At 75.7% G+C, this 25621-nt stretch carries 7 protein-coding genes; all 7 read right to left on the bottom strand.

The window, feature by feature from the left end; genetic code table 11:
- Positions 1-5287: SDR family NAD(P)-dependent oxidoreductase (locus ABZZ04_RS29925; protein ID WP_356935345.1), on the bottom strand; the 5287-nt coding region annotated here is incomplete at its 3' end.
- 5 nt (positions 5288-5292) lie between these two features.
- Positions 5293-8868, bottom strand: coding sequence for an amino acid adenylation domain-containing protein (locus ABZZ04_RS29920; protein ID WP_356935344.1), 3576 nt, complete (start codon positions 8866-8868; stop codon positions 5293-5295).
- On the bottom strand, positions 8861-9655 hold the full coding sequence (locus ABZZ04_RS29915) for a thioesterase domain-containing protein (protein ID WP_356935343.1): 795 nt from the start codon (positions 9653-9655) through the stop codon (positions 8861-8863). Before ABZZ04_RS29915 ends, ABZZ04_RS29920 begins: the two co-directional genes overlap by 8 nt.
- Positions 9652-12822 carry an amino acid adenylation domain-containing protein gene (locus ABZZ04_RS29910; protein ID WP_356935342.1) on the bottom strand — a complete coding sequence of 1057 codons (3171 nt, stop codon included), beginning with the start codon at positions 12820-12822 and terminating at the stop codon, positions 9652-9654. The genes ABZZ04_RS29915 and ABZZ04_RS29910 overlap by 4 nt, the downstream gene beginning before the upstream one ends.
- A 1-nt stretch (position 12823) precedes the next feature.
- Complete coding sequence (locus tag ABZZ04_RS29905) at positions 12824-18283, bottom strand: type I polyketide synthase (RefSeq protein ID WP_356935341.1); 5460 nt, start codon at positions 18281-18283, stop codon at positions 12824-12826.
- Complete coding sequence (locus ABZZ04_RS29900; RefSeq protein ID WP_356935340.1) at positions 18280-23235, bottom strand: amino acid adenylation domain-containing protein; 4956 nt, start codon at positions 23233-23235, stop codon at positions 18280-18282. The genes ABZZ04_RS29905 and ABZZ04_RS29900 overlap by 4 nt, the downstream gene beginning before the upstream one ends.
- Complete coding sequence (locus ABZZ04_RS29895; RefSeq protein ID WP_356935339.1) at positions 23222-25483, bottom strand: lantibiotic dehydratase; 2262 nt, start codon at positions 25481-25483, stop codon at positions 23222-23224. The genes ABZZ04_RS29900 and ABZZ04_RS29895 overlap by 14 nt, the downstream gene beginning before the upstream one ends.
- Positions 25484-25621 lie beyond the last annotated feature (138 nt).

Raw genomic sequence — 25621 nt, 5'->3', positions numbered from 1 at the left:
CGGCCAGTCCCGACGCGGCAGGCTGCCCGTCGGGCACGGCGGCTGGGGCCGGGGCCGGGGCCGGGGCCGGGGCCGGGGCGACGGTCACCGCCGCGGCGGTGGCCGGGGGCTCCCGGTGCCCGTCCGCCGCGGCACCCGACGGATCCGACGGCACCGGAATCGATTCCGGCCGGGACACCGCGCCGGCAATCGGCACCGGCACACCGTCGAGGTGCGGCCGGACCAGGACGGACCTCGGGCTGTCCCCGGCGAGCAGCCGCAGCAGCAGCCGCAGACCGGCCTCCGGGGCAAGCCCCTCGGTCCCGCTCGGCTCCGCCGGGGCCGCACCGCTCCCCCGGGCCGAGGGCCTGGCGGACTGCGGCCGGTCCCAGCCCGGCTCGAACTCCACCCGTCGCATGGTGAAGCCCTCGACCTGGGCCAGCACGGCGCCGTCCGGGGCGATCAGGTCGATGTCGCCGACCGCCGTGTCCGGGTCGGACGGGGCTCGCCGGACGTGGCTGTACAGCTGCGCCGGCAGGTCGGCGTGGACGACCAGCCGGCGGTAGAGGAAGGGCACGAAGGCCCCCTCGCCGGAGGAACGCACCCCGGCCGTGGCGGTGTCGAGCAGGGCCGGGTGCAGGCGGTGCTCACGCAGGTCGTCGACGAGGGCCGGCAGCAGCGCCAGCCGCAGCAGCCGTTCCTCGTCGCGCTGTTGGACGTCCTCGATGTTGCGCCAGCGCGGGCCCATGGTGAAGGCCAGGTCGGTCGGCACCTTGTCGACGGGCCGGGTACCGGTCGCCTCCAGACCCGCGCGCAGGCCCTCGATGTCGACGCGGCGCGGCGCGGCGTCGACCGTCGCGGCCCGGCCGGTGACGTGCTCGGTCCACGCCTCGTCGGGCCGGTCCGCCGGGCGGGAGGCGACGGTGAAGTCGTACCCGGTCCCGTCCGCGGCCCCGGTGAAGACCACCCGCAGTCGGCGGACCCGCTCGTCCGAGAACGGTGCCCGGAAGACGACGTCGCAGAGCTCGACCGCGCCGCCGGGGGTGGCGAGGTGCTCGGTGAAGAGGTTGACCACCAGGTCGACGTAGCCCGATCCGGGCAGCAGCGGCACCCGTCCGACCCGGTGCTCGTCCAGGATCCAGTGGGTCGCGGCGCCGAAGTCCTTCTCCCAGCTGAAGGCGGGTTCCGGGTCCTCGGACGGCCGGCCGTCCGCGAGTCGCGCGACCAGCTCGGCCAGGCCGCCGAGGTCGGGACCGTCGGGGTCGACCATCCCCTCGCCGAGCCAGACCGGCCAGCCGACGTCGAGCACCCGGGCGGCGTGGAACGGCAGCGCCTGGGCGGCCGCGTCGAGGAAGGCGTTGGCCGCGGCGTAGTCGCCCGAACCGACCAGTCCCTCGGCCGCGGCGCGGCTGCCGAACAGTACGACGAAGTCCAGCAGCGGACGGTCGGCGAGGGCCTCCGCCAGCAGCACCGCACCGGCCGTCTTCGGGGCCAGCACCGCCTCGGCGTGCGCCCGTTCCCGGAAGGCCACCATCCGGCCGTCGCCGACACCGGCCAGGTGGAAGACGCCGTTCACGGCACCGAACCTGTCCCGGGCCGCGTCGAGGGCGGCCGACACCACACCGGGTTCGGCGACGTCGCCGCCGACCGCGAGCGCCTCGGCGCCGAGTGCGGCGATCTCGGTCAGCGCGGCGCGGGCCCGCCGGACGAACGGGTCGTCGGGGTCCGCCCCGGGGGCCGTCGGGTCCCGGCGGCCGAGCAGCACCAGTCTCGGGCGCAGACCCGAGCCCGCGAGACGGCGGGCGAGGGCGAGGCCCAGACCGCCGAACCCGCCGGTGATCAGGTAGACGCCCCGCTCGCGGAGCGGCTCGCGGACCGGCGCCGGCAGCGGCAGCGGCTGCTCGACGGGCACCCAGCGCCGGGAGCCGCGCAGCGCGACCACCGGTTCCCGTGTCGGCCGGGCCAGTTCGGCGGCCAGCTCGGCGATTCCGGTCCGCCTCGCCACGTCCACCACGCCGACCCGCATGCCGGGCTCCTCGGCGGCGAGCGTACGGGCGAACGCGACCGCCGTGGCGCGGGCCGGGGCGAGCTGCTCGCCGCCGCTCACGTCCACCGCCTCGCTGGTGAGGACGAGGAAGCGGGGCGCGGGCCGGCCGGGCGGCCGCGTCATGGCCGCCCTGGCGAGCGCCGCCAGGCTGTGCAGGGCGGTGTCGAGCTGCCCTGCGAGCGGCTCCTCGACCGGCCGGGCGGAGGAGTCGAAGCCGGCCGCGTGCAGCACCAGGTCGGCGTGGACGCCGCGCTCGGCCAGCGTGGCCGCTGCCTCGGCGAGGTCCGCGGGCTCGCCGAGCCGGATCCGGAACTCGCCATCGGCCTCGCCCGGGGTGTCCGCGGGCCGCAGCCGGACGGTGCGCCAGCCCGCCCGCTCGGCGGCCAGCACAACGGTCAGGGCGGATTCGGGGGCCGCGGGCAGCAGGACCAGTGCGGTGCCGCCGGCGACCGGGGCCGGGGGCGGCACCGGTGCCGGAAGCCAGTCGACGACACTCAGTGGGCTCGGCGCGTCCCCGGAGTTCTCCGCGCCGATGGGCCGCGGGTCCGCGGCGGGGGCGTCGGGGGCGTCGGGGCTCGCGACCTCCGGGGCCGCGGAGATCCGGTCCGCGGTGGCCGTGGGGCCCGGGGTCGGCTCCAGCGGATCGATCCAGTGCCGGTCCCGGCGGTACGGGTACCCCGGCACGGGGCGCCGGCTCAGGGCCCTGGGCTGGCCGAGGGCCTCCCAGTCGAGTGCCGCTCCGTCGAGCCAGAGCAGGCCCGCCGCCGTCAGTGCGGCGGCCTCGTCGTCGCCGGTGCCGAGGGCGGCCACTGCGTGGACCCGGCCCTCGCGTGCCGCCGGCGACCGTCGCGCCAGTGTGGTCAGCGTCCGGCCGGGTCCGGTCTCCAGGAGCGTCCACTCGCCCTCGGCGGTCAGCGTCTCCAGCGCCGGCCCGAACAGCACGGGCCCGGTGAGTTGACCGGCCCAGAACGCCGGGTCCTTCGCCTCGTCGACGGTGACCGGACGTCCGGTCCGGACGGAGTGGAGCGGGACGACGGGCGCCCGCACGGCCACCGTGGCGAACGCCTCGGTGAACCGTTCGGCGGCCGCCGCCCAGCCGGGGTGGTGGAACGCCTGGGCGACCGGCAGCGGCCGGTTCGCGATCCGCCGGTCCCCGAGCCGCTCGGACAGTTCGGCGAGCGCCTCGTGCGGCCCCGAGACCACGGTCTGCGCCGGACCGTTCACGGCCGCCACCGCCAGTGACGGAGTCAGCAGGTCGCCGATCGCCTCGCTGTCGGCCGCCACCGCCAGCATCCCGCCGGGGCACGGGTGGTCGGCCATCGCGGCGGCCCGGGCGACGACCAGGCGCACCGCGTCCGGCAGGTCGAAGATCCCGGCGACGGCCGCCGCCGCCAGCTCGCCCAGGCTGTGGCCGATCACCGCCTCCGGGACGACCCCCCAGGCGCGCCACATCTCGGCCAGCGCGTACTCGACGGCGAACAGCAGCGGCTGGACCGTCTCGGTCGCCTCGGGCCGCTCCTCGCCCAGCCATGCCTCGTCCAGGCGCACTCCGGACTGCTCGAAGAGCTCCAGGCACTCGTCCATCGCCACGCTGAAGGACCGGACGGTCCCGTACAGGCCGGCCGCCATGCGTGCCCGGTGCGCGCCCTGGCCCGGGAAGAGGAACGCCCGGCGGGCGCCCGGACGGATCCGCCCGTGCGCGACGCCGGGTCCGCCGTCGGCGAGTCCGGCGGCGGCCTCGGCGGAGGAGGAGGCCACCAGGGCGGCCCGCACCTGGTGGGCCGTCCGTCCGCGCTGCAGCGTCCCCACCGCGTCCCCGAAGTCCGTCTCCCCGGCCGCGGCGAACCGGTCCGCGAGCCGGCCGCGCAGCCGGTCGATGCCCTCCTCGTCCCGCGCGGACCAGACCACCAGTCGCGGCTGCTCGCGGGGCGGCAGCAGGGGCGCGACCGGGCCCTCCTCCAGCACGAGGTGGGCATTGGTGCCGCCGATGCCGAGCGAGCTGACCGCCGCGATCCGCCGGCGCCCCTCCCGGCGCGGCCACGACCGCGGGCGGGTGACCAGGTCGAACGGCGTCCGGTCGAGTTCCAGCCTGGGGTTGGGCTCGGTGATGTTGATCCCGGCCGCGATGGTCTCGTGCTCCAGCATCAGCACGGTCTTGATCAGACCCGCCACGCCCGCCACCGAGTTCATGTGGCCGATGTTCGACTTGACCGAGCCGATCGCGGTACGCCCGCGGGTGACCGGACCGTCGCTCAGGGCTTCGTAGGCCTCGGTGAGTGCCGCGACCTCGATCGGATCGCCGAGGGCGGTTCCGGTGGCGTGGGCTTCCACGTAGTCCACCTCGCCCGGGGAGACCCCGGCGATCAGCATCGCCTCGGCGACCGCCGCGGACTGTCCGCCGACGCTCGGAGCGCTGAACGAGACCTTGTCGCTGCCGTCGTTGTTGACCGCGCTGCCACGGATCACCGCCAGCACCCGGTCCCCGTCCGTGAGGGCGTCGTCCAGGCGCTTGAGCAGCACCACACCGGCGCCGCTGCCGAAGACGGTCCCGGACGCCGAGGCGTCGAAGGGACGGCAGTGGCCGTCGCGGGTGAGCACGCCCCCGGGGGTCCACAGATGACCGTGGCCGAGGGGGAGTTCGACGGTCGCACCGCCGGCGAGCGCCGCGTCGCACTCCCCTGCCCGCAGTGCCTGGGCGGCCATGTGGACGGTGACCAGCGAGCTGGAGCAGGCGGTGAGCACGGTCATGCTCGGACCGCGCAGGTCGAGCTTGTAGGAGACCAGGGTGGCGAGGTAGTCGGCGTTGTTCAGGGTGAACAGCGTCATGCCCGGCGACCCCTCGACCAGGTCGGGCCGGGTGGTCAGGATGTGCCGCAGGTAGGTGTTGGGGCCGGTGGTGCCGAACACGCCCACGCTGTCGGGCAGCGCGAACGGGTCGTGGCCGGCGTGCTCCACGGCCGCGTGGCACAGCTCCAGGAACGTGCGGATCTGCGGGTCGCACAACCGCGCCTCCGCCGCGGTCATGCCGAACAGCTCCGCGTCGAAGCGGTCCACCTCGGGCATCATCGGCGCCGCGGGGACGTAGTCGGGGTCGGCGGCCTCGGCCGCCGGGACCCCGGCCGCGGCCAGCTCCTCGGGGCCGAAGGAGGCGATGCTCTCCCGACCGTCCGCGAGGTTCTGCCAGAAGGCGTCCAGGTCCGGCGCCCCGGGCAGCCTGCAGGCCATGCCGATCACCGCGATCGGCTCAACGTTGTCGGCCACGGCCGTCATCCCTTCCGCTCTCGGATTCGTGCTCGGAGTTCCCGGCGCGCGCCGGCGGTCCAGCCCGCCGCGGACGCGGACGGAGCCGGCGCGAGCGCCGGCCGGGTCGGCGGCCCGTCGGGGGCCCGTCGGAGCGCCGCGAGGTGGGCCGCCAGGGCTCCCGGGCTGGGGTGCTTGAACACGTCGGTCACGGGGAACTCCAGCCCCAGTTCCACCGTGAGCCGCTGGTGCAGGGCGACGGCGTTCGGCGAGGTCATCCCGGCTTCGAAGAAGTTCGCTTCCATCGGAATGGCCAGGCCCGTCACCGCCAGGATCGTCGCCGCGACCGTCTCCGCCTCGGTCCCGGGCACCGATGCCCCGGCACGGCCCGCCGGTGGTTCCGCGCGAACCGTCGGCGGCTCCGTGCGGACCGCCGGTGCCTCCGCGTCGGGCAGGGGCGCCTCCTCGCCGGGCGTGGGTGCCGGCGCCGGTACCCGTACCGGCTCGCCGGACTGCCGGACCTGTTCGGCCAGCGCCGCCGGGGTCGGTGCCCGGAAGATCATCGCCATCGTGACGGCGACGCCGAGCTGCTCGCTCGCGGCCTCGGCGAGCTGCACGGCACGCAGCGACCCGCCACCGGACAGGAAGAAGTTGGAGGTCCGCCCGATCCCCCTGCGGCCGAGGGCGCTCGACCACAACCGGACCAGCAGCTCCTCGACCGGGTCGGCGGTCTCCTCCTCCTGCGCACCCGGGCCGCCCGGCTCCGGCTGCTCCCAGGGCAGCGCGGCCAGGGCCTTGACGTCCACCTTGTCGTTGGCGGTGGTCGGCAGCCGGTCCAGGACCGTGATCCGGGCCGGCACGCAGTATCCGGGCAGTCGCTGCCCGGCGTACGTCCAGAGGTCCGCGACCAGTCCCGGGCGCTCGGCGGCCACGACGAAGGCCGCCAGGTGGCCGTCCCCGCTGGCGTCGCCCTGGGGGACGACCGCGACCGCGACGACCTCCGGGTGCTCCTCCAGCACCGCTTCCACGCCGCCCAGTTCGATCCGGTGGCCGCGCAGCTTGACCTGTCGGTCGGCGCGGCCGGCCAGTTCGAGGGTTCCGTCCGGGCCGACCCTGGCCAGGTCGCCGGTGCGGTAGTAGCGGCCGAGTTCGGGGTCCTCGCGGAAGCGCTCCGCGGTGAGTTCCGGGCGCTCGTGGTAGCCGAGCGCCACCCCCTCGCCGGCGATGCACAGTTCACCGGTCCGCCCGGCCGGGAGCGGCCGGCCGGCTTCGTCGAGCACGTGGACCCGGGTGTTGGCGAGCGGACGGCCGACGGTCACCGGCTCGCCCGGACTCACCCGGGCGGTGGTCGACCAGATCGTCGTCTCGGTCGGACCGTAGACGTTGTACACGTCGGCCCCGGTCGACAGCAGCCGCTCGGCCAGGGCGTCCGGCAGCGGCTCGCCGCCGCAGAGCACGACCCGGCCGCGCAGCCGGCCCCCGAGCGCCGCGGCGGCCAGCCGCCAGGTGGTCGGGGTCGCCTGGACGACGGAGACCCGCTCCCGCTCGATCAGCCGGACCAGTTGGTCCGGTTCACCGCGCGCCTGGTCCGGGGCGACGACCACACGGCCGCCGACCGCCCATGGCAGGCAGAGTTCGAGGGCGGAGATGTCGAAGGCGAAGGTGGTGAGCCAGAGCGTGCTGGCGTCCGGGCCGAGGTCCAGCTCCCGGGCGAAGTGCCGGACGACGTTGGCGAGGTTGCGGTGGGAGAGGCGGACCCCTTTGGGCACCCCCGTGGAACCGGAGGTGTAGATGAGGTACGCGCAGGCGTCGGGGTCCAGTGCCGCCGCCGCGGAGGTGAAGTCCTCGACCTCGGGGGCGCCCGTTCCGGCCACCACTGCGGTGCGGCCCGCGCGGCACTCCGGCGGCAGGTGTTCCGCGCCCACCACCAGCCGGCAGTCGGCGTCGTCCAGTTGGTGGGCCAGTCGCTCGACCGGGTGGCCCGGGTCGAGCGGGAGGTACGCGGCACCGGCCGCCCACACCCCGAGGACCGCGGCCGCCGTGTCGGAGCTCCGGGGGCCGGCCAATGCGACGACCGTTCCGGGGCCGCCGCCGGCCGCGACGACCGCTGCCCGGTAGGCCGCCGCCCGTTCGGCGAGCTCGCGATAGTTCACCGTGGTGGGCTCCGGCGACGCGGCCTCCACCATCGCGTCCGCGTCCGGCCGGGCCCGCGCCGCGGCGGCGAAGAGACCGGCGACCGTCGCCGGGCCCGACCACACCGCGGCGGTGTCGTTGGTCTCGGCCGTCATCCGCAGGTCCCGGTCGGAGCGGACGTCGAACTCCCCCACCGGCCGGGTCGGATCGGTGACCGCGATCCGGATCACCGTGTCAAGGCGCTCCAGGAACGCCTCGGCGAACTCCACGCCGTAGACCTCGGTGCTGACCACGAGCTTCAGCGTGACCCGGCCGTCGGCCGGCTGGGCCGTCAGTTCGAGATCGAACCGGCTGAGCCCGGTCGCCACCTCGCGGAACAGCGAGCCGTCCCCGGCCGGCCGGGTGGTCGGGTGCTCCGGCCGGAAGTTGAACAGCTGGCGGACCAGGCGGGAACGCCACCATGCCGGATCCTCGGCATCGGCCGGCCCTGCCGCGGCCACCGCCTCGAACGGGGCACGCCCGTGCTCGAACCCGGCGACCATCGCCTTGGTGACCTGCTGCACCAGTCCGTCGAAGCCGGTCCCGTCCTCGACCCGCACCCTCAGCGGCACCGTCGCGACGTGGTAGCCGACCGCGTCGGCGGAGCGTCCGCCCCGGGTGTCGGCCATCACCCCGACCACCTGGTCCTCGGCGGCACCGAGCCGACGCAGCAGCAGGTGGTAGCAGGAGAGCAGGACAATCGCGTCGGTGGCCCGGCAGGCACGCCGGAGACTGGCGAGACCGGCCACTGCCTCCGCGGAGAGCTCCCGCTCGACCATCGCTCCCGCGAAGGTCGGGACGGCGGCCGGTTCGCGCGCACCGTCCAGCCGCATCGAGGCGGGGTCGAATCCCGCCGTGCGCGCCCGCCAGTAGTTCAGTGCGTCGGTCGGATCGGACTCGGGCACCTCGACCGGCGGCGGCTGCTCCGGCGGTGCGCCGGTCTCCGCGATCGACCGGTAGGCCTGGCCGATCTCGGCGACCAGCAGACCGAGGCTGGCCGCGTCGACCACGATGTGGTGGGCGGCCAGGCAGATCACCGACCGCTCGGCCGAGACCGTGAACAGACCGACCCGGACCAGAGGTGCCCGGTCCAGCCGGAACGGCCGGGCCGCGTACGCGGTCAGATCCGCCTCGATCCGGTCCGGTTCGCTGCTGACCAGGTCGAGTTCGAGGGCCGGCGCTGCGGAGCGGCGCCGGCGCACGGCACCGTCGTGCAGCACGAACTCGGCGGCCAGCGCCGGGTGCCGGGCCGCGAGCCAGGTCAGCGCCTCCTGCAGTGGCCACCAGCGCACCTGCTCGGTCATCTCGATGGCCACCGCCGCGTTCGACACGCCGGCGTCGGGCACCAGGCGCTGCAGCATCCAGAGGGCCTGTGATCCGGTGTCGACCGCGGTCAGGCCGTCCGGGGCTGCGGTTGTGAGGTCAGTCATCCGGGTCTCCGGTGGTCAACGGGTCCTGCGGGTCGGCCGGCCGCCCGGCCGTGATCTCCCGCGCGGTCGCCTCGGCGAGTTCGGCACAGGCGTCCTCCAGCAGCCAGTGGCCACCGTCCAGGGAGTGCAGGGCGACCCTCTCGGTGCTGTGCCGACGCCAGCCGAGCAACGCGCCGTGCAGGGTGTCCTCGTCCCGGACGCCGTGGAAGACCACCACGCGTACCGGCAGCGGTTCGGCGGGCTCGCAGTGGTAGGCCCCGAGCCAGGCGAAGTCGGCGCGGATCGCCGGTTCCGCCAGACGCCGCACGGTCGGGTCGACGGCCAGTCCACCGGCGACGCCACCGCGCTCGGTGAGGTACTCCCAGAGGACGTCGGACGGCAGGTACGGCAGTCGGCGGGGTCGCCAGGCGATGTCCGGCGCCTCGAAGGAGACCACGAACATCCGGTCCGGCAGGCGCGCCGAGCGGGCGCGGAGCCTCCGGGCCACCTCGAAGGCGAGGACCGCGCCGCCGCAGTAGCCGAACAGGTCGTACGGCCGGTCGCCGGTCCGCTCGACGAGGGCGTCGGTGAGTTCCTCGACCAGCTCGGGCAGTGCGGTCCGGGGCGGCTCCGCCAGTCGTGCCTGGCGTCCGGGCAGGTTGGCCGCCCAGACCGCGACACCGTGCCCGGCCAGCCGGTCCGCAAGCGGGGCCAGCTGGGCGCAGCCCGCCCCGGCGTGGGGGAAACCGAACAGCCGCCGGTCGCTGTCGGCGGACAGCGGGACGAACCAGTCCTGGTCGTCGGTCATCGTGAACACCTCGTCTCGGCGATGCGTGCGGCGAGCAGGACGGGGGTCGGCTCGCTGAAGACCGCGTCGAAGCCGATCTCGGTGCCGAGGATCGTTGTGAGCCGTTCGGCGGCCCTGACCGCGGCCAGCGAGTGGCCCCCGCTGAGGAAGAAATGGGAGGACGCGCCGATCCGCCGGTCGCCGAGGAGCTCGCGCCAGACGTCCACGATCGTGCGGACGACGGGGTCGGCCGGGAGTTCCGGTGACTCCGCGGCCCCGGTCCGCGCCGCGGCGGCGAGCGCGCCGTGGTCGACCTTGCCGTTGCCGGTCAGCGGGAACGACCCGACGACGAGGATCCGGGTCGGCAGCGCACCGCCGGCCAGGAACCGTCCGGCGTGCTCCCGCAGCCGCGCGGCGAGCGCGTCGTCCGGCCCGGTGTCGCCCGGCCCGGTGTCGCCCGGCCCGGTGTCGTCCGGCCCGGTGTCGTCCGGCCCGGTGTCGTCCGGCCCGGTGTCGTCCGCCGGGTCGGACGGGCGGACCGCCACGGCCAGCGTGGTCTCCCCGTCCGGGTCGGCCAGCGCGAAGGCGGCGGCCGCGGCCACCTCGGGGTGACTCTCGAACACGGACTCGACCTCGCCCGGTTCGATCCGCCGGCCGCGGATCTTCAGTTGCCGGTCCAGCCGGCCCAGGTGGACCAGGTCGCCGTCGGCGGTGAGCAGCACCTCGTCACCCGTGCGGTAGTACCGGCCCTGGAGCTCGTCGGTGCGGAAGAGTTCGGCGGTCCGGGCCGGGTCGCCGTGGTATCCCGCGGCCACGCCGTCACCGCCGACGCAGAGCTCGCCGGGCACCCCGGGGGGCAGCGGCCGGTGGTGGCCGTCCCGCACGGTCACCGTGGTGTTCGCGATCGGCCGTCCGATCGGGACCCGGGCCGGCACGGGCGAGCGCAGCTCCGCGACGGTCGACCACACGGTCGTCTCGGTCGGGCCGTAGGCGTTGAACAGCCGGCAGCCCGCGGCCAGCAGCCGCTCGGCCAGTGCGGCGGTCAGCGCCTCCCCGCCGCACAGCACCCGCAGGCCGGCGAGCCGGTCCCCGAGTTCGGGGGCGAGCAGCCGCCAGGTGGTCGGCGTGGCCTGCGCCACCGTGATCCGCTCGCTGCCGATCAGGGTGGCCAGCGCCCCCGCCGACAGACGGGTCCGGTCGTCCGCCGCGACCACCCTCGCCCCGACGGTCAGTGGCAGGAAGAGCTCCAGCGCGGCGATGTCGAACGAGAAGGTGGTCAGCCAGAGGACGCAGTCGTCGGCGTCGGCCTCCAGCAGTTCGGCGAAGTGGCCGATCACGTTGGCCAGGGCCCGGTGCCCGACCTCGATGCCCTTCGGGCGGCCGGTCGAACCCGAGGTGTGGATCAGGTAGGCGAGCGGGCCGGCCACGGGGGCGACGGGCGGGGCGCTTCCCCCGGGTGCGAGGACCGTCCGGCCGTCTGCCCAGTCCGCCGGGACCGGCAGGTCCGAGACGAGCACCCGGACCCCGCCGTCCGCCAGTTCACGGGCACCGCGCTCGGCGGGGTGCGCCGGGTCCAGCGGCAGGTAGGCGGCACCGGCCGTCCACACCCCGAGGGCGGCGGCGGCCAGCTCCGGACCGCGTTCCAGGTACAGCGCGACGATGTCACCGGGGCCGACGCCCTGCCGGCCGAGGGCACCGGCCACCCCGGCGGCGCGCTCCAGCAGGTGGCGGTAGGTCCAGTCCCCGACGGCGCGGGCGTCGGGCGTACGAAGACCCTGGGCGAAGATCTGCTCCGCGACGCTCGGGCCCCCGCCGTCACCGTCACCGTCCGTCCACGACCGCGTGGTCGCGTTCACGGCCGCCTCCAGCCGCCGGTCGGCGTCGGTCGCCAGGTCGACCGATCCGACGGCGGCGCCGGGATCGGCGTCCAGCGCCACCAGCAGCCGCCGGTAGCGGTCGATCAGGGCCTCGATCTGTGGGCGGTCGTGGGCCTCGGTGCTGTACACGCCGGTGAGTTCGAGCGACTGCGGACCGGCGAAGACGATCAGGTCGAGATCGAGCCGGCTCATCCCGTGGCCGGCGTCGATCTGCCGGGCGGGCCGGCCGGCGATGCTCAGCTCCTCGTCCGAGGCCGCCAACGGACGGTAGTTGAAGGTGTGCCGGAACAGCGGCGCCCGCCATTCCGCGCTGCCGGCGCCGAGCCGGCGCTGGACCGACTCGAAGGACGCGGCGCTGTGTTCGAGCCCCTCCAGGAATGCCTTCCGCACGGTGCCGACCAGTTCGTCGAACCCCCGTTCCGGGTCCACCTCGACCCGGATCGGCAGGGTGCTCACGTGGTAGCCGAACGACTGCGCGGTGTCCGAGCGGCGTGAGCTGACCGGGACCCCGACCACCAGGTCCGGTCCCGCGCCGTGCCGGGCCAGCAGGACGCAGTAGGCGGCCAGCATCACGATGTTGTCGCTGGAACGGGTCCGGGCCCGCAGCCGGGCCACCGCCGCGCCCGCGGCCGGCCCCAGGTCGCGGTCGACCCGGTCCCCGGCGAAGGTCGGTGCGGAGGACACCGGCCGTGCCCCGGCCAGCGCGAGGCCCTCGGTGTCGACCCCGGCGAGCCGCTCCTCCCAGTAGCGCAGTGCCTCCTCGTCGGGCGCCGGGTCCTCGGCCTCCTCGACTTCGCCGAGCAGGTCGGCGGGAACGTCCCGGCCGTCCGCGAACGTGTCGTAGAGCCGGCCGGCCTCGCGCAGCACGCTCAGCGCCGTCGTCCAGTCGGCCACCAGGTGGTGGGCGGCGAAGCAGAGCACGCTGCCGGTCGGCAGCGCGACCAGCAGGGCTCGGATCAGCGGCCCGTTCTCGACGTCGAAGGGCGCGGCGACGAACTCGGTGATCAGCGCGTCCAGCCGGTCCTCGGTGGCGGCGACCGTCTCCAGCGACAGCTGGGCCCCGGCCGCCGGAGCGCATCTGCGCAGCGGTTCCGCCCCACCGTCGGCGAAGGTGGTGCGCAGTCCCGGGTGACGGCGGACCAGCTGGTCGAGGGCCTCCTGCAGCGGCCACCAGCGCAGTGGGGCGTCGACCCGCAGGCCGAACCCGAGGTTGCAGATGCCGCGGCCGGCCGCCAGCCGGTGCAGCATCCACAGCGCCCGCTGCTTGTCGCCGACCGGCGCGCCGCGGAGCTGGTCAAGGGAGTCGGACACGTCAGCTCGCTCCCTGTTCGACCAGGGCCTCGGCGAAGGCGCCGAGGGTCGGGTGGTCGAACATCGTGACGATGCCGACCCGCAGTCCGAACTCCTCCCGGACCCCGGCCATCAGCTCGACCGCGGTGAGCGAGCTGCCGCCGAGGTCGAAGAAGTTGTCGGTCGGTTCGACCTCGCACCCGAGCAGCCGCCCCCAGAGCGCGGTGAGCCGCTCCAGCACCGAAACGGCGGGCCCCGGGGTTCCCTGGGCCGGTGCCGCCACCGCCGGAGCCGACACCACCGGCACCGCGACCGCCTGCGTCTGCGTCTGCGTCTGCGTCTGCGTCTGCGTCTGCGTCTGCGGTACGACGACGGGCGCCACGGGTCCGGCCTCTTCCGCCACCGGGACGGCCCACGCCGTCGCGACGGAGGGGTCCAGCGGCACCGGGGCGCCGTCCCGGAACGGCCGCACGGCGACCTGGTGCGGTGGGCGTCCGCCGAGCACCGTGAGGAACAGCCGGGCGCCGGTACGCGGGTCGACACCCTCGACCGGGGCGGCCGTCGGCGCCTGCGGCTCGGCCCGGGCGGGGCCGGCGGGCGCTCCGGACAGGAAGCCGTCGTCCTCGATCCGGCGCATCGTGTAGCTCTCGATCCTGCCGACCAGCCTGCCGTCCTCGCCGTAGAGGTCGATGTCGGCGACGATCAGGCCGGGTGCCCCGTCCCGCCGCACGATGTGGCTGGTGTAACGGGCCGGCAGGTCCTCGTAGATCTCGAACACGCCGTAGCTGAAGGGCAGGTGCGGTCCGTCGTGGCCACTGGTCCGTGCCTCGGCGGTGGCGTTGTCGAGCAGCGTGGGGTGCAGCGCGTAGCGCGGGAGCTCGACCAGGAAAGCCTCCGGGAGCTCCAGGTCGATGAGCTTCTCCAGGTGGTTCCGCTCGCCCGTGGTGACGCCGCCGATGGTGTCCCAGCGCGGTCCGAAGGCGAACAGCGTGTCCTTCGTCCGGCTCGGCGGGTCCACGTGCATCGGTGTGGGCAGCTTCGTGCGCAGCGCCGCCAGGCCGGGGTCGCGGCTCGGCCTGGTGCCGGCGTCCAGCACCTCGATCAGGCCCGTGGCGTGCCGCATCGGGTCCGTGCCGTCCTGGGCCGAGGAGGAGACCGTGAACCGCCAGACGCCGTCGCCGTCGGGCTCGAACAGCGCCTCCATCCGGCGCGGCCGCTCGACCACCAGCGCCTGCTGGAAGACGACGTCGGCCAGCCGCACCGGGGTCCCGGCCGGGCCGACCGCCTCCCGGAACGCCCGTACCACGGTGTCCAGGTGGCCGGTGCCGGGCATGACCGGCTTGCCGCTGAACCGGTGCTCGTCGAGCATCGGGTCGGTCGCCGCGTCCAGCAACGCGTGCCAGGTGCGCAGCCCGGCCGGGCGTTCCTCCCGCGCGGCCATGCCGACCTCGCTCCAGCTCGGCCAGTTCAGACTGACGGCCGGCACCCCGGCGCGGCCCAGTTGCCGGGCGTGGGCGTCCTGGAAGCAGTTGGCCGCCGCGTAGTCGGCGCTGCCGACCAGCCCGCCGAGTGCCGCGCGGCTGGAGAAGTAGGCGAGGAAGTCCAACGGCGGTTGCTCCCGCAGCACCTCCGCGAGCACCAGTGAGCCCCGCACCTTCGGCCGCAGGACTGCCTCCGCGTCCTCCCGGCTGCGCCCCATCAGCATGCCGTCCCCGGCCACCCCGGCGAGGTGGACCACACCGTTGACGGCCCCGTGCCGGGCCCGGACGGTGTCGAACAGGCGGCGCACCGCCCGCTGGTCGGCGACATCGCACGCCTCGGCGTGCAGGGTCGCCCCGAGACGGCGCAGCGCGTCCGTCTCGGCCGCCAGGCGCTCGGCCGACGGCAGCGTGCGACCGGTGAGCACCAGGTGCGGGCGGGTCCCCGTGCCGGCGATCGCGCGGGCGACGGCCAGTCCGAGTCCGCCGAAGCCGCCGACCAGGACGTAGACACCGCCGCGGCGGATCACCGGACCGTTCTGCGGTGACGGTCGGAACGGCCGCTCCTCGCGGACCCAGCGGCTGCGTCCGCGCAGGGCCACCACCACGTCGGCACCGGGCCGGGAGGCCGGCAACGGCGCGCCGACCGGCGACAGCACCTCGGCGATCTCACCGGCGAGGTCCTCCTCGTGGACGGGCAGCGCCACGTCGACCAGGCGGCAGGCGAGGTCCGGGGCCTCCAGGGCCAGGCTGCGCACCGCGCCGTGCAGCGCGGCCTTGACCGGGTCGACCTCCTCGGCACCCGTGACGTCGAGGCTGCGGCCGGCCAGCACCAGCAGACCGGCCGTGGCGGCTTGCCGCGCGCCCGAGCGGACCAGCGCCGCCAGGCTGTGGAACGTCGCGGAGAGCTGCCCGTCGGCGTCGGCGGGGGTCGGGCTCGGCCAGTGGGGCAGGGCCAGGGCGTGCACCAGGAGCCTGGGCGCCGTTCCGCGTCGGCTCAGCTCGGTCAGCAGCCGGTCGAGGTCGGCCTCGTCGTCGGGTCGCAGCCGGAACTCCCCGTCGGACTCCCCGTACCCGGATCCCGGCCGGACCACGACCGGCCGGTAGCCGGCCTGCTGCAGCGCCAGGACAGCGGTCAGACCGGTCTCCTCCTCGCCCTCCGGGAGCAGGGCGAGCGCGACACCGCGGTCCGCCGCCTGGCCCGGCGCCGCGGCGGCCGGCCGCTCGGCCCAGCCGAGGACGGTGAACGGCTCGGGTCCGACCGACGCGAGCGGCGCGTCGACGGGCGCGGGGTCGGCGGTGCCGGCGGTCTCCACCGAGACCGGCCCGGGCACCGCGGTCGCCGTCGGCGGCTCGGTGGCCGTACCCGGTGCGTCGATCCAGCAGCGGGACCGCTGGTACTGGTAGCCGGGCAGCGGAGTGCGCCGGAACGGCGAGTGCTCGCGCACCGCCGCCCAGTCCACGTCCTGGCCGCCGACCCACAGCGCGGCCGCCGCGGAGAGCGCGGTGTGCAGGTCACCGGTGTCCTGGCCGGCCCGCGGAAGCGTGGCCACGGCCTGCGCACCCGCGCCGTGCGCGCGCACCAGCCCGGTCAGGGTCTGCCCCGGGCCGACCTCCAGCAGGACCGTGCCGGGCACGTCGAGCAGGTCGAGCACGCGGTCGAACCGGACCGGCTCGGCGATCTGGTCGGACCAGAACCGCGGGTCCAGGGCCTGCGGCCCGAGCTGTGTCCCGTCGGTCGCCGAAATCAGCGGCAGCGCGGGCTCGTGCAGCGCCACGCCGGCGAAGGCCTCGGCGAAACGCTCGGCGGCCGGCCGCATCGACGCGGAGTGGAAGGCGTGCGACGTGGTCAGTTCCTTCGCGGAGACACCGGCGTCGCGGAGCGCGGCGAGCGTCTCCCCGAGCCGGTCCGCCGGCCCGCCGACGGTGGTCTGCCGGGTCCCGTTCACCGCGCAGATCGCGACCCCGTCGGTCAGCAGCGGTTCGATCCGCTCCGGCGGGGCGGCGACGGCCGCCATCGCACCGGCGGGCATCGCCGCCATCGCCTCGGCCCGGGCCAGTACCAGGTTCACCGCGTCGTCGAGCCCGAACACGCCGGCGACGGCGGCGGCGGTCAGCTCGCCGAGGCTGTGGCCGACCACCGCGACCGGCTCGACCCCCCAGGACCTCCACAGTTCCGCCAGCGCGTACTCGACCGCGAACAGCAGCGGCTGGGCGACCTCCGTGTCGGCCAGCCGGTCGGCGTCCGCGGCGGTCCATGCCTCGCGCAGCCGGTCGCTGCCGGACGCCTGCTCGAACCGGTCGAGGAGGTCGTCCATGGTCCGGGTGAAGACCTCGCTGGAGCCGTAGAGGCCGGCGGCCATCCGCGGGTGCTGGGAGGCCTGGCCCGGGAAGGCGAAGACGACCCGGGGTCCGACCGCGGCCTTGCCGTCCGCCGTTTCCGGGGTCCGCAGGACCTTGCCGGTCTCCAGGGCGTCCGCGCAGCCCTGCGCGGTCGTCCCGACGAAGGCTCCGCGCACCGGGTGCGCGGTCCGGCCGTCCTGGAGCGTGCCGGCGACGTCCGCCAGCGGGGCGGCTCCGGGGCCGCGGAGGTACTCGGCGAGCCGAAGCTCGTAGTCCCGCACCGCCTGCGTCTCCTTCGCCGACCAGATCAGGACCCCGGGCGTACCGGTCCGGTCCGCCGGCTCGGTCCGGACCGGTGCCTCCTCGAGGATCAGGTGGGCGTTGGTGCCGCCGAAGCCCAACGAGTTGACCGCGGCGATCCTCGGCCGCGCCGGGTCGCGGGGCCAGGCCGCCGTCGTGGTGTCGACCCGGAACGGGGTCTCCTCCAGGTGCAGCCGCGGGTTGGGCCCGGTGTAGTTGGCGGTGGGGACCCGCTGCTCCTGGTCCAGGCAGAGTGCCACCTTGACCAGGGCCGAGATGCCCGCGGCGTGGCCGAGGTGGCCGATGTTGCCCTTGACCGAGGACAGGCCGATGAACCGCTCCCCGGCGGCGTCGCCGTAGGCCTGCGCCAACGCCGCCACCTCGATCGGGTCGCCCAGCGCGGTTCCGGTGCCGTGCGCCTCGACGAAGTCGACCTCGGAGGCCACCACGCCGGCCAGTTCCAGGGCCTGACGCATGGCCGCGACCTGGCCGACCACGCTGGGTGCCGAGAAACCGGCCTTGGTCGCGCCGTCGTTGCTGACCGCCGACGCGCGGATCACCGCGTAGACGTGGTCGCCGTCCGCGATCGCGTCGCCGAGGCGCTTGAGCAGGACGGCCCCGGCCCCCGTGCTGAAGACGGTGCCGCTGGCGTCCTGGTCGAAGGGACGGCAGTGCCCGTCCAGGGAGAGCGGGCCGCCCGGATCCCACTGGTAGCCGCGGTGTGCGGGGATCTCCGCCTCGGAACCACCGGCGATCGCGTAGTCGCACTCGCCGGTGCGCAGCGCCTGGCAGGCCAGGTGGGTCGCGACCGCCGTACTGGAACAGGCGGTGGCGACGGTCAGGGCCGGACCGCGCAGGCCGAACCGGTACGCGACCTGGGTGGCCAGGAAGTCGGGGTAGCTCAGCGTACTGACGCCCATGCTGCTGCTGGTCAGCATCTGGTAGCCGGCCCCGGAGCGGACGTGGACGTCCAGGTAGGTGTTCACGCCCGTCGCGCCGAACACGCCCACCCCCTCGGCGATCCGGTGCACGTCGTAGCCGGCGTTCTCGACCGCGTCGTGGGCGACCTCCAGGAACATCCGGATCTGCGGGTCGAGCACTGCGGCGTCGCGGGGCGTGAAGCCGAAGAACCCGGCGTCGAACAGTTCCAGTCCGGGGGTCTCCGCGCAGGCCTTGACGTAGGAGGGATCGGCCAGCAGCTCGGGCGGCACGCCCTCGGCGAGCAGCGCCGAGTCCTCGGGGAAGGTCACCGCGTCCCGGCCCTTGCGCAGGTTGGCCCAGAACTCGGCGAGGTTGTGGGCCCCGGGGAACCGGCCCGCCAGCCCGATGACCGCGATGCTCTCGTCGGGGTTCGGCTTCATATCCTCTTCTCCTTGGCTGACGCCGATCCGCGCGCGGCAAGGCGGCGGAGGCGGAGGTCGGTCGTGCTGACGGCCGGTTCACGGCGCGGGGCGGGGGCGGACGGTCCACCGGCGCCGTCGAGATGCGCGGCGAGGTCACGGACGGTGGTGTGGGCGAACAACGTCGCGATCGGGACGGGGCGGCCCAGCGTCTCCTGGAGCCGCTGGTGGACCTGGGCGATCTGCAGGGAACTGGCCCCCAGGTCGAAGAAGTTGCGGTCCGCGGGAACCTCCTCGGTCCCGAGCACCGCCTGCCAGAGGCCCGCGACCATGCGCTCCGAGCCGTCGCCGGGGCGGACCGGCAGCCGCCGCCCGGGCGGGGGTTCGGGCAGCCCCGCACGGTCGATCTTGCCGTTGGGCGTCAACGGGACGGCCTCCAGGACCATGACCCGCGCGGGCAGCATGGCCTCGGGCAGCCGGGACCGGAGCCCGGCACGCACCGCCTCCTGGGTGGGCGCCGGGCGTCCCGGCGACGGGACCAGGTAGGCGGTCACCCTGGCCTCACCGTCCCGGTCCGGCCGGATCGCGCAGGCGCCGTCGGCGACGTCGGGCAGTGTGCGCAGCCAGTGGTCGATCTCGGCGGGCTCGACCCGTACGCCGCGGACCTTCGCCTGCTCGTCCCGGCGGCCGGCCAGCACGATCCGGCCGTCCGCGGTGCGGCGCCCGAGGTCACCGGTGGCGAACCTGCGGTGGCCGGTCGCCGGGTCGAGGGGCAGGGCCGCGGGGTCCCCGAGCACTGCGAGCGCGAGGTGCGGACCGCGGACGACCACGTCGCCCAGCTCTCCGGTCCCGGCCGGCCGGCCGCGCCGGTCGAGGACCAGGACCTCGGCGCCCGGTGCGCCGGGGTCGATGGCGATCGGATCGTCCACCGGCTGTCCCGGCTCCAGGACCCTGGCGCTGACCAGCTGGGGGGTCTCGGTCGCCCCGTAGCCATGGACGACGGCCGCATCGGGTGCCCAGGAACGGATCGCGGCGAGGTCGGCCGCCGTGAGGGTGTCGCCGGAGCAGCAGAGCAGCCTGATCCGGCGCAGGGCCGGCGCGCCGCGCGGCACTGCGAGCAGTCGGCACAGCGCCGGGGTCGCGTGCAGGACGGTCACGCCCTCGGTGGCGAGCCAGTCCCGCAACTCTCGTGGTGACCGCAGCAGTTCGGGCGGCGGGACGCTCAGCGCGGCCCCGGCCCACAGCGGCACCAGGATCTCGCGCAGCAGTGGATCGTGGGCGAGGCCGGAGAGCAGCGCCGTCCGGTCGTCGCGGCCGATGCGGTGCCTGGTGGTGTACCAGTCGAGGAAGTGGGCGAGCGGTTCGAGGCCGCCGACGACGCCGCGCGGTTCGCCGGTGGTGCCCGAGGTGAAGGCGACGTAGGCCGGGGCCCCGGGCTCGGCCGGCGCGACCGGCCATCGAGGCGGGTCCGGGGCTTCGCCGGTCGGTGTGTCCCCGGGCGGAGCGACCTCCAGCCACCGCACGCCGGACGACGCCAGCTCCGGAGGGACCCGGCGGCCCACGGCCAGGCCCGTCTTCGCGTCGGCCGCCGCCAGTTGGGCGGCCAGCCGGGAGGCCGGGTGGGCGGCGTCCAGCACGGTGAACGCCGCGCCGGCGCCGAGGATGCCGAGCAGGGCGGGGACGAGGTCCGCGGTCCGGTCGGTGAGGACCCCGACGACGCTTCCCGGGGTCAGGGCGCGGGAGACGGCCGCAGCCTCGGCGTACAGGCGGCGGTAGCCGATGCTGCGCTCCGGGGCACGAACCGCCTCGCGGTCGGGCTCTTCCTCGGCGATCCGGGCCAGCCGGGCCAGCAGGTCCGGTGCGTCGCCGGGCAGTTCGGCGACCGTCCGGGCCCGCCCGAGGTGGTGGTCGGCCGGCGGTCGCGCCGGGTCGGCGCAGAGTCCGTCGAGCAGCGTGGTGAACTGCTCGGCGAACGCCTCGACGGTCGCGGGTTCGAAGAGGTCGGCGTCGTGGACGAAGTCGATCCGCGCGCCGGGCCCGTCCGTGGTCACGTAGGCCGCCAGGTCGAAGAGCGCACCGGGCACCGGCGGATCGAGGACCTCGACGGTCAGTTCGCGCAGGGTGGGCGGAGTCAGCGGCGGGCCCAGCCAGTTGAACCAGGTGCGGAAGAGTGGTGCGGTGCCCGAGCCCGGCCGCCGGGCGGCGCCGACGATCTCGTCGTAGGGCAGGTCGCCGTGGGCGATCGCCTCGACCAGGGCCTGCGCGGTCCGTTCCAGCAGCGTGTCGAAGCCCTCATCGGCGCCGATCGTCAGTCGCACCGGGAGCGTCGCGACCTCGAAGCCCGCCAGCCGCTGCGTGGCCGGCAGGTCGCGGTCGCCACAGGGCACCCCGACCACCAGGTCGGAGTTGCCGGACCAGCGTCCCAGCAGGGCCGCGAACACGGCGAGCAGGACGGCGTTCGGTGTGGTGCGGGCAGCCGCGGCCACTGCGGCGACGGCGCGCATCCGGTCCTCGGAGAGGGACGCCCGGACCACACCGGCGCGACCGGTGCCCGGCGCACCGCGCCGGGTGGGCAGGGCCAACGGGCCCGGGGCGTCGGCCAGTCGGTCCCGCCAGTAGGACCGGCGGTCCGCCCTGACCTCGCCCTCCAGTCGCTCGGCCTGCCAGCGGCTGACGTCGAGTCTGCGCACCGGGAGTGCCGGCAGGTCGGGTTCGGTGCCCGCCGCCAGGGCGTCGTAGACGGTGCCGAGTTCCTCGACGACCACGCGCTCGGACCAGCCGTCGTACACCGCGTGGTGCGCGACGAGCAGGAGGTCGACCTGCCCGGCCGCAGCCCCGCGCAGCACCGCCGCGCGCACCACCTCGCCGCGGGCGAGGTCGAAGGGGCGGGCGACGAACGCGTCGACCGCGGTCCCGCCGGACGCCTCGATCAGTTCGTACGCCATGCCGGTGGGCGGCAGGATCCTGGCCACCGGCCCGTCGGGGGTGTCGGCGAACGCGGTACGGAAGGCGTCGTGGCGGGCGACCAGGTGGTCCAGCGCCCGGCGCAGCAGGTCGAGCCGGACCGGTCCCCGGATCCGCAGCAGGGTGGGCAGGTGGTACGCAGCGTCGTCGGGGCGGAGTTTGTGCAGCAGCCAGAGGCGGCGCTGGTCGGGCGAGAGCGGGCCCGTGTCACCGGCCCCGCGCCCCGGCGACGAGGCGGCGGCCCCTGCGTCCGCCAGTGCCCGGACCAGCCCGGCGGGTGTCGGCGCGGCGAACACGGTGGCCGTGGAGACCGCGGCGCCGGTCGCGTCGCGCAGGGCGGCGGCCAGGAGAGCCGCGGTGAGCGAGCTGCCGCCTGCTTCGAAGAGGTTCTCCGCGCGGTCGCGCGGTCCCCGGCCCAGGTGCCGGGTCCACAGCTCGATCACGGTCCGCTCGACGGCGTCGCGGGCGGTGACGGTCCGTCCGGCGGCGGCCGCGGCGGCCAGCGCCGGGCGGTCCACCTTGCCGGAGGCGGTCAGCGGGAACCGGCGGTGCGCGACCAGGTCGGGCACCAGGGCCGGCGGCAGGACGCCCGCCGCGCGGGAGCGGACCGCCCCGAGCGATCCGGGATCGGCGAGCACGTGGGCGACCAGGACGGACTCCCCCGCCCTCTCCTCGTGCAGGACGACCGCCCCGGCGACCGCCGGGTGCGCCGAGAGCACCGCCTCGACCCCGCTCAGGCTGCCCCGGACACCCCGCACCTTGACCTCGTCGTCGCCGCGGCCGAGGTGGACCAGCATGCCGTCGGCCCGGCGGACGACGTCCCCGGTGCGGTACCAGCGCCTCCCCCGGCGGAACGGGAAGCGTTCCGCGGTGGCCTCCGGGTTCCGGTGGTAGCCGCGGGCGAGCGTCGGCCCGCTCAGCCACAGCTCTCCGGTGGCGTCCTCGCCGACCTCGTTCCCGTCGCCGTCGACCACCGCCGTCACGACCCCGGGGAACGGACGGCCGATCGGCACCGAGCCGTTCGCCGCGACGAGCACCTCCTCGGTCACCTCGCACCAGGTGCTGTCGATCGCCGCCTCGGCGACGCCGTAGGAGTTGACGACCCGGACCCGTTCGCCGAGCGCCGACCGCACCGCCCGGTAGTCCTCGACCGACCATCGCTCGCCGCCGGCGGCGATCAGCCGCAGCGACGGCAGCGGGCGGTCGAGACCCGCGACGAACAGCCGCAGGACGGCCGGCGTGAACTCGATGGTGTCGACCGCCTCGGCCTCGATCAGCGCGGCCAGCGCCGGGGGGTCGAGCAGGATTCGGGTCGGGCAGAGCACCAGCCGTCCGCCGGAGAGGAGGGCCCGGACGAGGTCGGCGACGTGCACGTCGAAGGCCGGCCCGGCCGCCTGCAGGCAGACCCGCGGGCGGTCGGTGAGGTCGTAGCAGTCGGCCCAGGCGCGGTGGATGGTGGCGAGGGCCCGGTGCGGGACCGCGACCGCCTTGGGTTCACCGGTCGAGCCGGAGGTGTGCACGATGTAGGCCAGGTGCTCCGGCGTCACGTCGTGCGGTGTCGTGCCCTGCGGCGCCGGCCCGTCCGCGGCGTCCGGGCCGGACGGCGGTTCGGTGCCGGTGTCGGGACACGTCGCGACCAGGTCGGCGAACGGCGCGAGCGACTCGGGGCCGCCCACCAGCACCGCCGGCCCGTCGGCAACGATCATCCGTCGGTTGCGGGCGACCGGGACGCCGGGGTCGAGCGGAAGGTAGCAGCCTCCGGCCTTCCAGACCGCCACCGCGGCGACCACCGACGTCACCCGTTCCCGGTCGAAGAGCACCGCGACCGGGACGTCCGGGCCCACGCCGGCCCGCCGCAGCTGCCCGGCCAGCCGGTCGGCCTCGGCGTCCAGCCGGGCGTATGTCAGCGACTCCGCGCCCGCCACCACCGCCACCCGGTCCGGGTACCGGGCCGCGGTCGTGCCGAAGAGCCGGCCGACGAGCAGCCCGTCGTTGTCAGAGTCCGGCATGCGGTGCCTCCCCGAGCTTCCACGACGCGGCCGGATGCGGTTCCGGGTCCACAGCCACGAGCCGCAGCTCCGAGGTGTACCTGGCACCGGACGGGTCGCTCAGCCAGAGCTCCTCCGGCGCGGGGAGCATCTCGGCGATGTCGACCGGGGCGTGCGCGGCCGACCGCCGGACCGCCCGCGCCAGGTTGTCGACCAGCACCGGTGCGGCGAAGTCGACGTAGAAGGGCTTCGCCGCGGCCGAGGTCTTCACGAAGACGTGCCGGGGCAGGTCCCGTGCGGCGGCCCAGCTCCGCAAGGCGTCCTGCCCCGCGTCCCGCCCCCGGGTCGGCAGCGCACCGAACTCCTCCGCCCGGAAGCGCCATTGACGGCGGCAGACGGTCAGCTCGCCGATCTCCACCCGGGGCGCGCGGGGGCCCGGTTCGCGCAGGCGGAACATGTTCACCACCACGGCGGTCAGGAACTCCCCGAAGCACTCGACGACCGGCGCCTGCCAGCCGTCCCGCCGCGAGGTGGCAAGCAGGTCCCCGTCGCTCTCGCTCAGCACCAGGTCGGTCGCCGGGGTCGTCACCGCCCCGGAGGGGTGCCCGTCGTCCGAGCCGTACGACCAGTACCGGTACGCACCGGGCGGGTCCAGTGCGAGTGGCGGGTAGGTGCGGCTGCTGACCTCGGGCGCGGTGCTCGGGTAGACCGGCACCACCCGGCCGACGGCGCTGTCCGCCGCGACGGCCGCCACCAGCGCGGCGGGCTCGTCGGCCTGGGCGGAGAAGACCCGGCTCTCCAGGGTGTTCAGCGCGACGTGCAACTCCCCCAGCACCCAGGAGAGCCGGCCGTCGGCACGGCGCCGGAGCATGACGTCCGGGCTGTGCGAACGGGCGGCCGCCCAGAGCCGGCCCCGCGCGCGGAACACGACGTCGGCGACCTCGCGTGCCCGGGCAGCGGGCACCACCGCGTCCTCCGGGCCGTCGGGCAGGATCTCCGCCCAGCGCAGCTGGAAGTCCGCCCGGACCGGTGCGTAGAGCTCGCAGGACGGGCTCAGCAGGTCGGCGGCGGCGAACTGCAATTCGGCGAGCGTCACTTCACCGCGCCTCTCGCGCAACTCGCGGTAACGGCGGATGAGTTCATCGAGGGCGAGCTGTCCGACCTCGGCGGAGAGCCATCGCGCGGCGTCCAGCAGGATGGACAACGGGACGTCCAGCGCGTCGAGTTCCTCCTCGCCGATGTCAGCGTCCAGATCGCGGCGGCAGTCCAGGTAGAGCGGGGTGCGGCCGCCGGGCGTCAGCCCGGGGGCGGGCCGCACCGGGTGCCCGGCGGCGTCCGTCAGGGCCCGGTCGACGCGCTCCAGCGCGGCCAGCACCGCGTCCGCCGAGTCGGCGTCCGCGACGGCGTCCCTGGCCCTCGTCAGGTCGGCGAGCACCGCCGTCAGTCGTCCGCGCACGTCCTGGTCCGCGATCCGCCGGAGCTGCGCCGCGAGGTGGCGTTCCGGATGCCCGTCGATCGGCACCCGGAAGCCGACCTGGAGCACACCCGCCCGGCTCAGCTCGTCGAGCACCGCCGCGGTCCCCGGGTCGGCGGTCAACTCGGACGCCGACAGCTCCGCCCCGGGCCCGGCCAGGCGGTCCAGGACGGCGAGGGCCGCCGCGTCCAGCGGCAGCGGCGGGCGCAGCGGGCGCAGCGCGCGGCCCTCGGCCAGGGTGACGGCCGGGTCCAGCCGGACCGGCAGCACGGCCGCCAGCTCCGGGTCCGCGTTCCAGGCCCGCGCCACCGCCTGCAGCGCCCAGACCTCCAGCCCGATGTCGGTGCGGGCGAGCCCGCCGGTGCCGCGGACCACCGTCCGCGTCCCCTCGAACCCGGCCCAGGCGACCGGCCCGAAGAAGCCGATGGTGTCGTTCTTGGCGCAGTACCGCTGGGCGTAACGGGCGACCAGCGCCTCGCGCCGGTCCATCCGGTCCAGTTCGGCCGGCGCGCCGGCCAGCACCGAAGCGGCGTAGCCGGACACCCAGTTGGCCATCGCTCCGGGGTTCTGCCAGGTCAGTGCGCGGCGGAAGTCCTCCGCGGCCACGAACGCGTCGACACCCCGCCGGGTCCCGTCCCGCAGTGCGGCCGTCCGCCCGGCGCCCGGCTCCCGGTCCTCGCCCTCGTGGACGGCCAGGACCCCGAGACGCTCGAAGGACAGTCCGGCCGAGCGCAGCGCGGCCGCCGGCCACAGTCGCCACCCCCGGCCGATCTCGACCCGGGCCGGCCTCGTCATCGCATCGAGCATGGACGGCCCTCCGGTACGCGCAGCGGCATTTTCGTACCGGGACGATAGTCAGCGGCGCCGGTCAGTGACCTGTCGCAGGTTTCGGGGACGTGTCCGCTTCCCCCGCCGAACGCACGATGGTGAGCG

The organism is Streptomyces sp. NPDC006435, assembly GCF_040612315.1.
In the GTDB taxonomy this organism is placed as follows: domain Bacteria; phylum Actinomycetota; class Actinomycetes; order Streptomycetales; family Streptomycetaceae; genus Streptomyces.
The sequence above is the reverse complement of the archived record's forward strand: the minus strand, read 5'-3'. Positions and strand labels throughout refer to the sequence as shown.